Raw genomic sequence first — 13,472 nt, 5'->3', positions numbered from 1 at the left:
GTAGGTGACGCGGATTTCGTCAAGGAGCGTCAGGCCGACTGTGAGGTGTCGGGGGTCAGCCGCTTGATAACGGCGGCCCGCAGCGCCTCGGTCGAACTGGCGGACTCGATGACGGCGATCGAAGCAGCGTCGCCGGTATCAAGGATGCCGAGCAACAGGTGTTCGGGCCCCAGCTGCTGATCGTCATACTCCCGGGCGGCCTTGACCGCACCGGCCAGAGCTGACCTCGTGTCGGAGCTGAACCGGGGTCGACGGAATCCGCCGCGCCGGCTCGCCGGTCCACGTCGGCCACGGCCGGGCCCGCCCCACGGCCCGTCGAAGGGGCCATCGCCGAACCCGCGGTCGAATCCACCGGGGAAGCCCCGGGGGTCCTCGAACCCGCGGCCACGCGGGCCGCCACGGCGAGGGCCGCCCGGATGCTCATGACCGCGATGCTCGTGGCCACGATGTTCGTGACCGCGCCGACCACGGCCCCACGGCTCGAATTGCTCGTCGTCGCCGCGTCCGCGTCCGCGGCCACGCGGGCCCCGGTCGCCATCGCCACGCCGGTCGCCCCGGCGCTTGCCCCAGCCGTCGGCGATGTCCTCGCCGAAGGTCTCGCGCACGGCCCGGCGAACCTTGTCCAGATCGATTCCGATGGCGCGCAGCGCCTCTCGATCTTCGCGGACGGTTTCGTCGACGGTGGCGTCGGCGGCGTCCGTGTCGTCGGTCGCCGCCTCGGTGGTCGCCTCGTGGAATGCCCGTGACGCCTCGCGGGCGTCAGGCAATGTCAGGCCGAGCTCCTGGAGGATCTCGTTGCCGGTGCCGCGGGCATTGCAGAGCATGCCCAGCAGCAGATGATCGTTGCCCAGTTCGCGATGGCCGAGGTCATGCGCCTCTTCCATGGCGAACATCAACGTGGTGCGATTCTCATGGGTAAATCGTTCAAACATGGTGTCTCTCAATTCTTTCGATGTTGGTGCATGCGTCCATCAGCGTTCGCGTGCCGCATGCTTCTGGTGGACGGCCTGGCGGCTGATCTGCAGTACGTCTGCGATCGCCTGCCAGCTCCAGCCCGCCGACCGCGCGTTGGCGACCTGCACCTCCTCGAGGCGATCGGCCAGCGTGCGCAGGGCACGCACGGCGGCCAGGCCTCGGGCGGGGTCCCGGTCCGCGACGGCGCCGGCGATATCGCTCGCCGGTTGGTCGCTCGTCGTGGGTTCATCGGGTGTAGCTGTATCCGTCATGGCTGTCAGGTTATGTTGACAGTCATGGTGTTGTCAAGAAATATTGACGAAAGAGTTTTTGACTGCGCTCGACCGGAGCCCGGAGTCAGCCGGCCCAGTGGCCGTCGGCGAAGAATTCGTCGAGGATCCGGTTCGGGTCGTCGAGAGAAATCCCCTGTTCAGCAAGCCAGGCATCGTTGTAGTACGTGCCCGAGTACCGGTCGCCGCCATCGCAGAGCAGCGTGACGACGCTGCCCGACTCGCCGGCCGCCACCATCTCGGCGATCAGCCCGAAAGCGCCCCAGAGGTTAGTTCCGGTCGATCCGCCGACCCGGCGGCCCAGCACATCCGACGCCCGCCGCGCGGCCGCGATGCTGCCCGCGTCCGGCACCGCGACCATCCGGTCGATCACCTGCGACACGAACGACGGCTCCACCCGCGGCCGGCCGATCCCCTCGATCCGCGAGCCGACGGTCCCGGTCTGCGGCTCACCCGATTCGTAGGAGCCGTAGAACACCGAGTTCTCCGGATCCACGACGCAGACGCCGGTGTCGTAGCCGCGGTAGCGGACGTACCGCCCGATCGTCGCCGACGTGCCGCCGGTACCCGCGCCGACCACGATCCATGCCGGAATCGGATACTCCTCGGCCGCCAGCTGACTGAAGATCGACTCGGCGATGTTGTTGTTGCCCCGCCAGTCGGTGGCCCGCTCGGCCATCGTGAACTGATCGATGAAGTGGCCGCCGGTCTCGTCGGCCAGGCCGCGTGCAGCCGTGTACATCTCCCCGGGACTGTCGACGAAATGACAGCGTCCGCCCTGCCTTTCGATCAGTGCGATCTTCGCGGGCGACGTGCTGCGCGGCACCACCGCGATGAACGGGACGCCGATGAGGTGGGCGAAGTAGGCCTCGGAGACGGCGGTGGAGCCGGAGGACGCCTCGATGACCGGCGCCCCCTCGGTGATCCACCCGTTGCAGAGCCCGTAGAGGAACAGCGACCGAGCCAGCCGATGCTTGAGCGATCCCGTGATGTGGGTGCTCTCGTCCTTCAGATACAGGGAGATCGATCGGTCACGCGCCCACTGCGGCAGCTCGAATCGCAGCAGATGCGTGTCGGCGCTGCGGCGGGCGTCGGCCTCGATCAGCCGCACCGCGCCGTCGGCCCATTCCCGGCGCCGACGCCACTGCGCGCCGGACCGGCGATCGATCACCCCGGCGGTCACCGCGCCTTGCCTTCGGCGCCGTTCTCCCCCGAGTCCTTGCCGGCCGACTCGTCGGTCGGCTTGTCGTCGGCAGCCTCGTAGTAGTTCTCGCCGTTGCCGCGCAGCCGCGAACGCAGGTCCTCGCGCCGGGTCCGTCGTTGATCGTCGACGACGCCGATCCCCTCGTTGACCTTGGCCCGTTGCGAACGAAACAGCACGAACCCCAGGGGCAGCGCGATGACCAGCGCGAACAGCGCCGCGATGATGATCGGGATCTCGACGCCCACCGCCCGGCCGATGCCGTAGACGATGGCGGCGATCACCACCACCAGGGCAACCCGCATCGCGCTGTACAACACGACGTCAAGAGCCAGCCGACGACCCGGCGACGATCCCGGAATCGCTGGGCCGGGCGTCGTGCTTTCATCATGTCCACTCACAGCTAGAGCGTACTGTCGGCCGGCCGCCGCCAACTACGCCCCGAATTTCGCGATCCGCCGAAAACCTACGATCTGTACCACTATCAGGGCATTCTTGACGTGTTGACGGATTTGCGAGCTTTGGGAACTCTTTACCTTTGATTGACCATTCGAGTACCTGGGTTCTTGGGTGTAGACCTGTCTGTACACACCGATTTGAACGATTTGCAGGCCGCCATAGCCAGCGGCCGATCCGAAGGAGAGTCGCAATCATGAGCGTTGAGAACCAGCCCCGGCCGACCATCACCCCGCAGGCGGCCAGCCAGCACACCCTAACCCCCGGCCAGGTGGCTGCGATGTTCAACGTGAATCCCAAGACCGTGGCCCGCTGGGCCAGCTCCGGCCTCCTTGGCGCTATCCGCACGCCGGGCGGACACCGCCGGTTCCGCGAGGCCGACGTCGTCGAGCTGCTGAACCGCCGCGCGCCCGGCCAGTAGGCCGATACTCCCTCTGTCGGCCGGCTTTACAGCTTTCGGAAACTTTGCGAACGCTAGCTGTAAAGTTTGTGTCGATAGTCACGGTGGCGGTCGGGCCACCGTGCCTTAGTTGGGGAGAAAAATGACGACCATCGATTTACCGGACACGTTAACGTTCGCCGATCGGCTCAACGAGCTGTTCGACACCGTTCGGGACGAGAACGGGGTTCCATACACCGGTAAGAAGATCGCTTCGAAGGCCAACGAGCTCGGTTACACGCTGAGCGACGCCTACATCTCGCAGTTGCGGACGGGCAAGGCCAAGACACCGTCTTTCCGTACGGTAGAAGCGATTTCGCGGGCCTTCGGAATCAGCGTGACGTACTTCCTGAGTGATCCCGATGAGGATCTTCAGCGGGTGGAGCAGCAGCGCGAGTACGTGCAGATGGCCGCCGAGACGGGCGCGCATCTGGCCGCTTTCCGGCACGAGGCGATCTCCGCGGACACGATCGACGTGGTGATCGAATTGCTCAAGGTGGTCAAGAAGCAACAGGCCGCGCGCGGCGATCAGCTGGATATCTGACCGCGTAGCCGGACCGACACGAAGGGCCCCGCCAATCGGCGGGGCCCTTCGTGTTGGTTCCGGTCGAATCCGCGGGTGGGCTCAGTTCAGGCCGGCGTAGCTGTGCAGGCCCGAGACCACCAGGTTGATGATGAAGAGGTTGAACAGCATCGCGACAAAGCCCGCGACGTTGATCCAGGCGGCCGACTGGTTGCGCCAGCCCGCCGTCGCACGTGCGTGCAGGTATGCGGCGTAGACGACCCAGGCGATGAACGACACGGTCTCCTTGGGGTCCCATCCCCAGAAGCGGCCCCACGCCGATTCGGCCCAGATCGCTCCGCAGATGACGCCGAGGCCGAAGAGCGGGAACCCCACGATGACCGTCTTGTAGGCGATCCGGTCGAGCGCGGCGGCATCGGGCAGCCGGTCGAGGATGCGGCCCCAGAACTTGTCGGCCGGCGGCTCGGTGACCCGCATCTTGACGAGGTAGAGGATGCTCGCGACGCCCGACACCATGAAGATGCCCGAGCCCAGCGAGATGATCGACACGTGGATGGCGAGCCAGTACGACTTGAGTGCCGGCACCACCGGGGCCGCCTGCGTGTACAGGAACTCGCCGCCGATGAACATCAGCAGCGTGACGGGCACCAGCAGGAAGGACAACAACGGGCGCTGCTGCGGCTTGCGCAGGGCGACGATGCCCGCGACCACGCCTGCGGCACAGGTGATCGAGATGAACTCGTACATGTTGCCCCACGGCGCGCGGTGGGTGGCCAGGCCGCGCAGCACGATCGAGGTGATGTGGACGAGGGCGCCGACCATGACGACCGCGTAGCCCATCTTGGCCAGCTGCTCACCGCGCGAACGGCGCTCCTGGGGCGCGAGCTTGCCGGGCGTGCGATCGTCCGCGGGCGGCGCGGTCGCCGGACCGCCGACCGCCGCGCCGACCAGCTCGGCCTGCCGAGCATCCGCGGCGGCGAGCTTGCGCTGACGCTGACCGGCCAGCGCCGCGAGCAGCAGCACCATGGCCAGGATGTAGATCGTGATGGCCGTGCCGAAGCTCAGGTCCGACAGTCTCGCCAGATTCTCGTTGACGTTCACGCCATTACCTCATCGCTCGATTTCATTTCTAGTCTCGCTTATTGCCACCGGCAGCGTCCCGGCCGTTGACCAAATCCGCAGCGAACTCGTTGAAACGCTCGCCCCAGCCCGCCTGATCGGTTCGGGCAAGTCCGGCGACCTCCGCACGGATGGTTCCGTCACTTCCGGCAACCGGCGTGAGTCGGACGAAGACGCGGCGGCGTTTGATCATCAGCGAGGTGACCAACCCGAGCAGGAGTGCGATCGCGGAGATCAGCACGTAGTCCTGCGCCGGGTCGTGCGACACCTGCAGCGACGCCCATTCCTGGTAGCCGTCGAACCGCACCTGGGTGCCGTTCGGGATGGTGGTGCTCTGCCCGATGGAAAGGTTCACCCGCGCCTGCTTGCGCAGCCGGCCGTCGTTGATCATCCGGTCGTCGAGCATGAAGACGCTCTGCGGTCGACCGGTGTCCAGGCCGGTGTCGCCCTGGTAGATGTCGATGGCGACGGCCGGTTTGTCGGCGCGCGGGAAGGATGACTGCAGCAGCCCGCCACGGTCGCCACTGAATACCGCTGTCGGCGCGAAGATCCCGTTGATGGCGATCTGATTCTGCCGCCGCTGATCGTCGTCGGTGTACATGCCGGCCGGCGTATCGAACCGCGCCACACCCTCGGACAGCATGGTCAGCATGTTGCTCGGCTCGAAGGCCACGGTCTGCGTACGCGATTGACCGTTCGGGAATGTCACCGTGAAGGTTGGCGCGTAGCCGTGGCCGAGCATGTAGATGCGGTCGCCGACGATCCGCAGCGGGTGATTGACCCGGATGGTATCGGTCTTCCACTGATCGCTGCCAACATTTCCGCCGGTCTGATAGTCGACCTTCGAGGTGAAGTCTTTCGCCTCGCCGGTGGGCTCGTAGGTGGTCTGGACCTTGTCGAGGTTGATACAGAACGGCGCCAGGTTGGTGCCGTTGACCATGCTGCCCGCCCGGAATGAGTCGTAGACGGCCACCGACGTGTTGCACAGTCCCTGGCCCTCGCCGCCGACCAGAATCCGGGTGCCCTCGTAGCCCCAGAGCTTGCCGACCGCGATCGACAGCAGCAGACACAGCAATGCGAAGTGGAAGACCAGGTTGCCGACCTCGCGCAGGAATCCCTTCTCGGCCGATATCTCCACCGAGCGGACGCCGTCGCGCTCGACGACGCGGGTGGTCTTGCGCCAGCCGCGGAGCCGGCCGCTGATGGTCGACGCGAGGTCGTCGGCGCTCGCGGCGGTGGCGGTGGTGTCGATGTTGCGCGGCAGCCGGGTGAAGTTGCGCGGCGCCGGAACCGGCTTGGCGCGCAAGATCTTCGCCTGCTCCCACATGCGCGGCGTCAGACAGCCGACCAGCGAGATGAACAGCAGCGCGTAGATCGCCGTGAACCAGACGCTCTTGAACACCTCGAACATCTGGAGGTGATCCATGGTCCGGCCGATCCAGCCATGGTCGGCGATGTACTTGTCTGTCTTCTGCGCGTTCAGTTCCCGCTGCGGCAGCAGCGCGCCGGGGACGGCGGCCAGCGCCAGCAGGAACAGCAGCGCCAGCGCGGTACGCATCGAGGTCAGCGCGCGCCACAGGTTGCGCACCGGCCACCAGCCGTAGCGGATCAGCGGGTTGGTCACGGGACGCGGCTCGGCGGCCCGGGCCTCGGCCCTGTCCGTCTCCGTCATGCCGTCGGTATCGGTCATATCGGCAGCTCCGTGCCCGTCACGAACTGCTCCCGGATCCAGTCGATGAACTCGGTCCAGACGCCGGTCACCAGCAGCACGCCGACGACGATCATGGTGATGCCGCCGAAGATCTGAATCGCCCTGGTGTGCTTGCGCATCCAGCTCACCGCACGCACCGCCCAGGCCGAGCCGAACGCGACGAGAATGAAGGGGATGCCCAGGCCGAGGCAGTAGGCCACGGTGAGCGTGACGCCGCGGGCGGCGGTCGCACCGCCGGTACCCCACGTGGTGGTGATGATGGCGCTGAGCGTCGGGCCTAGGCACGGCGTCCAGCCGAGGGCGAAGACCGCACCCAGCAGCGGCGCGCCGACCAACCGCGAGATCAGCCGCGGATGGAAGCGGGCCTCGCGCTGCAACGCGGGCACCAGGCCGATGAACACCAGGCCCATCAGGATGGTCACGACCCCACCGATGCGTTGCAGCAGTTCACGATTCACGTTGACGGAGCTGGCCACGCCGAACACGGTCGCGCTGGCGAGGACGAACACGACGGTGAAACCGAGCACGAAGAGCAGGGCCGCCCCGGCGACCCGGACGCGACCGCTGCGCGGCTTCTCCCCGACCGACACGGCCGGAGCCTCGGCCCCGACCAGCCCGGCCAGGTACGACAGGTACCCGGGGACCAGCGGCACCACGCAGGGCGACGCGAACGACACCAGACCGGCGATCATGCACGCGCCGATCGCCAGGAACAGCGGTCCGGTCATGACGGTGTTGGAGAACGCGCTCCCCACCGAGGCAAGGTCGGTCGTGGTCATCGCGGCGCTCCGGGCTGTCCCGCGGCCGGCTGGCCGGCGCCGGCAGGCGCGGCGGGAGCCGCCGGAATCGGTTCCGCGGCGAGGCGATTCACCAGCGGCAACAGGTCCGACGCAGTCACCGCGCGGACGAACACTGCCGCCGCCCGGTGCTGTCGATCGACCACCAGCGTGGTCGGCACGACCGAGATCGGCGCCCGCCAGGTGGCCATGGTGCGGCCGGAGTAGTCGTAGATCGACGGGTAGGTCATGTGGTGGTTGGAGACGAAGTCGGAAGCCTTCGACTTGTCCGACCGGAAGCTGATACCGAGGACCTGCACGCCCTTGTCCTTGGTGCTGGTGTAGACCTGCTCGAGCTCATCGGATTCGGCGATACACGGCCCGCACCACTCGGCCCAGATGTTGATGACGACGACCTTGCCGGCGAAGTCGCTGAGCGCCAGCGGGTTTCCGGTGGCGACGTCCGTCCCGGAGAAGTTCCGCAGCGGCTTACGACTGGACGGCGGGTTGTAGAAGATCTCGAGCTTGCCGCCGGGCGAGACGAACTGGAACGTATCGCCCTGCGCGACCGCGTCTTTGCCGGTACCGCAGGCTGTCAGCAACGCGGCGGCGGTCACAAGGACGGCGAATACGGAGCCGACGGCACGCACCCGGGTACCCCGGGTGCCGGTGTCGCGGCGCCGTCCGAACATCAGGCGCCGGTCGCCAGTGGATCGGAGGCGCCGGCCGGTTCGGAATAGACGATGTCGACGAGCGCGTCGCCGTCGTACATCAGGCTGGTGATCGACGCGAGCGAACACTGCCGGCCGCGCGGGTCGTGCCAGAGCCGCTTGCCCTCGAGGAAGCGGCGCAGGGTGTAGACCGGCAGCTGATGGCTGACGATGATGGCCTCGTGGCCCCGGGCCGCGTCGCGGGCGGCGGTGGCGCCGGCGAGCATCCGGTGGGCGATCTGGATGTAGGGCTCGCCCCACGACGGGGTGAACGGGTCACGCATCTTGGGCCAGTGCCGCGGCTTGCGCAGGGCGCCGTCGCCGATGGACACCTTCAGCCCCTCGAAGACGTTGTCGGCCTCGATCAGCCGATCATCGGTCCGCACGGTCAGGCCGTGCTCCTTGGCGATCGGCGCGATCGTCTCCTGGGCCCGCTGCAGCGGCGAGGCGACGGCATAGGTGATGTCGTGGTCGGCGAGCACCGACGCGACCTTGATGGCCTGCGCCGCGCCCTGATCGGAGAGCCGGAACCCGGGTAGGCGTCCGTACAGGATGCCCTCGGGGTTGTGCACTTCTCCGTGCCGCATCACGTGCACGACGGTGCGCTCGCTCACGCAGGTCTCCCCTCAGTCGTCATGCCATCAGTCATTGGTCTCGGTCGGGTACGTCACGCCGGTCAGTTGGTGGCCGCGGACGGATCAACGGCTGCCGCGGCCGCAGCGGCGGCCGCCGGCAGGGCGTCGGCGATCTGTGAGAAAGCATCCTCGTCCAGCGCGGCAGAAACAAACCAGGCTTCGAAGGCGCTCGGCGGTGCGTATACGCCCCGATCCAGCAGCGCGTGGAAGAACGGTGCAAAACGCCACGTCTGCGTCCCCTTGACCTGCTGATAGTTCGACGGGGCCGGTCCGTCGGTGAAGAACACGCTGACCAGATTGCCCGCGTACTGCACCTGATGGGCCACGCTCGCTGTGGTCAATGCCTCGGAAATGAGGTCGCCGAGTCGGTGCGCATTCGCGTCGAGCGCCGCGTAGACGCCCGCGTCCGCGGTCCGCAGCGTCGCGAGCCCGGCGGCGACCGCGACGGGGTTCCCGGACAGCGTTCCCGCCTGATAGACCGGGCCGAGCGGGGCCAGATGGTTCATCACGTCGGCCCGACCGCCGAACGCCGCGGCCGGCAGTCCGCCGCTCATCACCTTGCCGAAGGTATAGAGGTCGCCGGAGACGCCGTCGATACCGTGCCAGCCCGATGGACTGACCCGGAATCCGGTCATCACCTCGTCGATGATCAGCAGCGCGCCATGCGCGGCGGTGAGCTGCTTGAGGGCCGCGTTGAAGCCGTCCTTCGGCGGGACGGCGCCCATGTTGCCGGCGGCGGCCTCGGTGATCACGGCGGCGATGTCCTCATGCGCCGCGAACGCGGCCCGGACGGCCTCGATGTCGTTGTACGGCAGCACGATCGTGTCCTGCGCCTGCGCGCCGGTGACGCCGGGCGAGGTCGGCAGGCCGAGCGTGGCGACACCCGATCCGGCGTCAGCGAGCAGCGCGTCGACATGTCCGTGGTAGCAGCCGGAGAACTTGATGATCTTGCCGCGCCCGGTGAATCCGCGCGCCAGCCGAACCGCGCTCATCGTCGCCTCGGTACCCGAGTTCACCAGCCGCACCCGCTCCACCGGATCGACGCGGCCGATGATCTCCTCGGCCAGTTCGATCTCGGCTGCGGTCGGCGCGCCGAACGACAGGCCCGTCTGCGCGGCCGCGCCAACGGCCTCGACGACCGCCGGGTGCGCGTGGCCGAGGATCATCGGGCCCCACGAAGAGACCAGATCGACGTAGGTGTTCCCGTCCGCGTCGGTCAGCCTGTAGCCCGATGCCTCGCTGATGAATCGCGGCGTGCCGCCGACCGCGGAGAAGGCCCGCACCGGGGAGTTGACCCCGCCCGGGATGACCCCGGCGGCGCGATCGAACAGCGCCGCCGATCGGTCGATATTCGCCCCGGTCACGGCACTGCTCTTCGCACTCACGGCTACCAGTGTTCCAAATGCTGGCGATCGGTCAACTACGAGGCGTCGTAGAGGCTCGATCGGGCGCCTCTTCCGACGTCGGTTAACCTTGCCATCAATCAGCGGCACTGTTGCCCGTGCAATGGTCCACACCGCCCGTTTCCGGATGAAAAGAGACCGATCAACCATGGCCGCACCCAAGAACCGCGCCGTCATCGTCTCCGGCGCCCGCACCCCCTTCGTGCGTGCGTTCGGCGACTTCACCGCCCTCGACTCGATCGCACTCGCCGACCAGGCGGTCCGCGGCCTGCTCGACCGCGCCGAACTGCCCGAGGGCTCGATCGACGCGATCGTCTGGGGCGGCGTGATCCTGCCGCCGGGCGCGCCGAACATCGCCCGCGAGATCGCACTCGATCTGGGACTCGGCCACGGCGTCGAGGGTCATACCGTCACCCGGGCCTGCGCGTCCGGACTCCAGGCGATCACCACCGCTGCCGCCGCCATCGAGCGGGGCGAATACGACGTGATGATCGCGGGCGGCAGCGACTCGACCTCGAACGCGACGGTCGGGCTGCCGCAGAAGCTGATCCACGCGGCCGCACCGCTGGCGCTCGGCAAACCGAAGGCGAGCGACTACCTCAGCGCCGCGTGGGGTCTGGCACCGTTCACCGACCTGCTGCCCCGCCGCCCGAAGATCGAGGAGCGCACCACCGGTGAGGTGATGGGCGAATCGGCCGACAAGATGGCGAAGATCCACGGCGTCGGCCGCGCCGCGCAGGACGAGTTCGCGGTACGCAGTCATCAGCGGGCGGCCGACGCGATCAACTCGGGCCGCTTCGACCGCGAGATCGTCCCGGTGACGAACGCCCGACGGCAAGCGCATCAGCCGCGACGGCCTGGTGCGCGAGGACACCAGCATCGAGAAGCTGGCCAAGCTGAAGCCGGTCTTCAATCAGGACGGCACCGTCACTGCGGGCAACGCCAGCCCGCTCACCGACGGCGCGGCCGCGGTGCTTCTCATGAGCGAGGCGAAGGCCGCCGAGCTCGGGCTGCAGCCGCTCGCCGCGATCAAGTCGTGGAGCTACGTCAGCGTCGACCCGGCCGACGAGGTGCTGATCGGCCCGGCGATCTCGATGCCACGCGCCTTGGCGAAGGCCGGACTCAAGCTCGCCGACATCGACTACATCGACATCCACGAAGCCTTTGCTGCCCAGACGCTTTCGGTGCTCGACGCGCTGGCCTCGGACACCTGGGCCAAGGAGCGCCTGGGTCAGGATGCGGCCGTCGGACAGGTCGACATCGACAAGCTGAACGTGCACGGCGGCAGCGTCTCGCTCGGCCACCCGTTCGGCGCCACCGGTGCCCGGATGGTGGCCACGATGGCCAACGAGCTGGCGATCAGCGGCAAACAGACTGCGCTGCTGGGCATCTGCGCCGCGGGCGGGCACGGCGCGTCGGCCGTCCTGGAGCGCGTCGGCTGATACGCCGCTACGGCCGCACCCCCATCGTGGCCTGATGACGGACACGCCGCTGCACCGCAGCGACCTCGCGCATCCCGTCGGTCAGCAGGCTGCGGCTCAGCGGCGACAACTGCGACATCGTCACGATGTCCGAGGGCGGCTGTCCCGCCGAGAGCTGGTCGATCTGGTGGGACAGCCGCAGTCGCTGGACCATCGCGAACACTTCGGCGAGGATCCGGGCGTCCCGCTCGGCCAGGGCCCCCTGCGCGACCGCCGCATCCAGCCGTTCCGGGGTGGTCGCGACACCGAGCCCGGCGGTGAGCCCGGCCCACCGGGACAGGTTCACGATCGGGCTCAGCGCGTGATTCTTCAGATCGAAGGTCCCGCCCCGGCGCGCCACGATGTCGCGCAGGGATCGCACCCGCGGCTTGCCTGACAACGCGTCCAACAGCTGCAGCCGCAAGGCATTCGGGTGATTGATCGACATGCGGCTGAATGCCGCCGGCGCCGAGTTCAGCGCCGGATTGCCGTGCACCACCCGCGCATCCAGCAGCAACGACGACATGATCAGCCCGCGGTCGGACATCGGGTCGGCGAGCCAGTCCTGCGCCGCGCGGTGCCAGTCGCCCGCCGACCGGGAGAACCGCGGTGACGACGCCACCGCGCCGTTGGTGTCCGACGGCAGCCCGCACTCGTCGAGCGTGGCCTGCACCCGGGCCGCCATCGCCCGTACCTGGCCGGGATCGAGCTCCGCATCGTCCGCCCAACTGATCGCGCTGTCCACATCCGACGACGGCATCGCCTCGCGGCGGGCGACGCTGCCGAGCGTCAGCCAGGCGAACTGCCGAACCCACGGCTGCGGGCGCTCGGCCAGCTCGAGCTCCAGCGCCCGCGCGACCGTGGCGTCGACCATCACCGACAGCACCGCGCTCGTGCCGGAGGCATCGGTTCCGCCCCGGAACAGATTGACGACCAGATCGTCCACCCGGTCGAACGCGGCCCGCAGCTCCGCGGTGTCGGCCGCGAGCGCGATCGCGCGTCGCACCACGAAGCTCTGTCGCGCCGACGTCGCCACCAGGTCTCGCTCCTCGACCACGCCGAGTACCGCACCCCGCCGGTCGACCACCGGCATATGCCGCAGCCCGCTCTCCAGCATGTCCATCAGCACTGTGGCGGCGATCCGGTCCGCGGGCACGGTCTGCACCGGACCGCTCATCACTGCCGAAATCGGTTGATCGAGACCACAATCGGCCGCGACCACCCGCGTGCGCAGGTCGCGGTCGGTGAAGATGCCCACTGTGCGACCCGAGCCGTCTCGCACCAGCGTGTACGACACATGCTCATCGGTCATGTGCCGCACCGCATCCCGGATCGAGGTGTCGGGCGCAGTGAACACCGGCCACCGCGGAACATGCGCACCGACCGCGACCGTTGATGCCCGGTCGGCAGGCGCGCGGGTGGCGATGGTGTCCCAGGCCGTGGTCGCCAGGTACTGCAGTCCCGACGGGTCGGTGAACAGCGACCGGACCATCGCGCCGGGCAGCCGGATCGCCACGGTGCGTTCGCCGGCGAGCGCCAGGAAGGCGACCGCGCCCTCCGACAGCAACGCGAGATAGCCGAACACCCCGCCGGGACCGACGACGTCGACCGGCTCCCCGGCGGTGTCTCGATTACCGAGCAGCGCAACCGATCCCGACCGCACCACCCAGATCTCGTCGGGTGTTCCCGTCAGGTAGTCGACGATCAGCTCACCGGTGCGGAACGTGTGCTCGGTCGCCGCGGCCCCGAGCGCCAGCAGCGAATCCGCCGGCATCGCCCCGAATGGCGCGTGCTC

13 protein-coding genes and 1 pseudogene are annotated in these 13,472 nt (G+C 68.2%); 3 read left to right on the top strand and 11 right to left on the bottom strand.

Annotated elements, in window-relative coordinates:
• Positions 1 to 29: 29 nt before the first annotated feature.
• The 4 genes from G341_RS0107845 to G341_RS21445 all read right to left on the bottom strand — a co-directional run bounded on the left by G341_RS0107845 (position 30) and on the right by G341_RS21445 (position 2,846).
• Positions 30 to 932 (bottom strand): Clp protease N-terminal domain-containing protein, encoded by a 903-nt coding sequence (locus G341_RS0107845; RefSeq protein ID WP_018178572.1) that lies wholly within the window; start codon positions 930 to 932, stop codon positions 30 to 32.
• A gap of 39 nt (positions 933 to 971) precedes the next feature.
• Positions 972 to 1,226, bottom strand: a complete 255-nt coding sequence (locus G341_RS0107840) for a hypothetical protein (RefSeq protein ID WP_018178571.1) — start codon at positions 1,224 to 1,226, stop codon at positions 972 to 974.
• 85 nt (positions 1,227 to 1,311) lie between these two features.
• Positions 1,312 to 2,427 (bottom strand): L-cysteine desulfhydrase Cds1, encoded by a 1,116-nt coding sequence (gene cds1, locus G341_RS0107835; RefSeq protein WP_018178570.1) that lies wholly within the window; start codon positions 2,425 to 2,427, stop codon positions 1,312 to 1,314.
• Positions 2,424 to 2,846, bottom strand: a complete 423-nt coding sequence (locus G341_RS21445) for a DUF4229 domain-containing protein (RefSeq protein ID WP_245556936.1) — start codon at positions 2,844 to 2,846, stop codon at positions 2,424 to 2,426. Before G341_RS21445 ends, cds1 begins: the two co-directional genes overlap by 4 nt.
• Positions 2,847 to 3,097: 251 nt before the next feature.
• Between G341_RS21445 and G341_RS0107825 the strand changes: the two genes are divergently transcribed.
• Together G341_RS0107825 and G341_RS0107820 are read left to right on the top strand one after the other, a co-directional pair.
• The gene (locus G341_RS0107825) at positions 3,098 to 3,322 is read left to right on the top strand and encodes a BldC family transcriptional regulator (protein ID WP_018178568.1); all 225 of its coding nucleotides are present in this window, start codon (positions 3,098 to 3,100) and stop codon (positions 3,320 to 3,322) included.
• A 121-nt stretch (positions 3,323 to 3,443) separates the two neighbouring features.
• Entirely contained in the window at positions 3,444 to 3,884 is a 441-nt protein-coding gene (locus tag G341_RS0107820; RefSeq protein WP_018178567.1) for a helix-turn-helix domain-containing protein, read from the top strand.
• An 81-nt stretch (positions 3,885 to 3,965) separates the two neighbouring features.
• Here G341_RS0107820 and ccsB read toward each other — a convergent pair whose 3' ends face one another.
• From ccsB to hemL, 6 genes are all read right to left on the bottom strand, one after another.
• Positions 3,966 to 4,964, bottom strand: a complete 999-nt coding sequence (ccsB, locus tag G341_RS0107815) for a c-type cytochrome biogenesis protein CcsB (RefSeq protein ID WP_018178566.1) — start codon at positions 4,962 to 4,964, stop codon at positions 3,966 to 3,968.
• 28 nt (positions 4,965 to 4,992) lie between these two features.
• Complete coding sequence (resB, locus tag G341_RS0107810; RefSeq protein WP_026303395.1) at positions 4,993 to 6,654, bottom strand: cytochrome c biogenesis protein ResB; 1,662 nt, start codon at positions 6,652 to 6,654, stop codon at positions 4,993 to 4,995.
• A gap of 14 nt (positions 6,655 to 6,668) precedes the next feature.
• Positions 6,669 to 7,472, bottom strand: coding sequence for a cytochrome c biogenesis CcdA family protein (locus G341_RS0107805; protein ID WP_018178564.1), 804 nt, complete (start codon positions 7,470 to 7,472; stop codon positions 6,669 to 6,671).
• Positions 7,469 to 8,161, bottom strand: a complete 693-nt coding sequence (locus G341_RS21440; RefSeq protein ID WP_018178563.1) for a TlpA family protein disulfide reductase — start codon at positions 8,159 to 8,161, stop codon at positions 7,469 to 7,471. Before G341_RS21440 ends, G341_RS0107805 begins: the two co-directional genes overlap by 4 nt.
• Positions 8,161 to 8,766: a histidine phosphatase family protein gene (locus G341_RS0107795; protein WP_043450984.1), complete on the bottom strand. Its 606-nt coding sequence runs from the start codon at positions 8,764 to 8,766 to the stop codon at positions 8,161 to 8,163. Before G341_RS0107795 ends, G341_RS21440 begins: the two co-directional genes overlap by 1 nt.
• Before the next feature lie 89 nt (positions 8,767 to 8,855).
• Complete coding sequence (gene hemL, locus G341_RS0107790; RefSeq protein WP_018178561.1) at positions 8,856 to 10,199, bottom strand: glutamate-1-semialdehyde 2,1-aminomutase; 1,344 nt, start codon at positions 10,197 to 10,199, stop codon at positions 8,856 to 8,858.
• Positions 10,200 to 10,365: 166 nt separating this feature from the next.
• On the opposite strand from hemL, the pseudogene G341_RS24410 reads away from it, so the two are divergent.
• A pseudogene (locus tag G341_RS24410) lies at positions 10,366 to 11,659 on the top strand (acetyl-CoA C-acyltransferase).
• A 7-nt stretch (positions 11,660 to 11,666) separates the two neighbouring features.
• Here G341_RS24410 and G341_RS0107780 read toward each other — a convergent pair.
• On the bottom strand, positions 11,667 to 13,451 hold the full coding sequence (locus G341_RS0107780; protein WP_155826858.1) for a putative nucleotidyltransferase substrate binding domain-containing protein: 1,785 nt from the start codon (positions 13,449 to 13,451) through the stop codon (positions 11,667 to 11,669).
• Positions 13,452 to 13,472: the final 21 nt, after the last annotated feature.

The organism is Jongsikchunia kroppenstedtii DSM 45133 (assembly GCF_000380485.1).
Lineage (GTDB): Bacteria > Actinomycetota > Actinomycetes > Mycobacteriales > Mycobacteriaceae > Jongsikchunia > Jongsikchunia kroppenstedtii.
The sequence above is the reverse complement of the archived record's forward strand: the minus strand, read 5'-3'. Positions and strand labels throughout refer to the sequence as shown.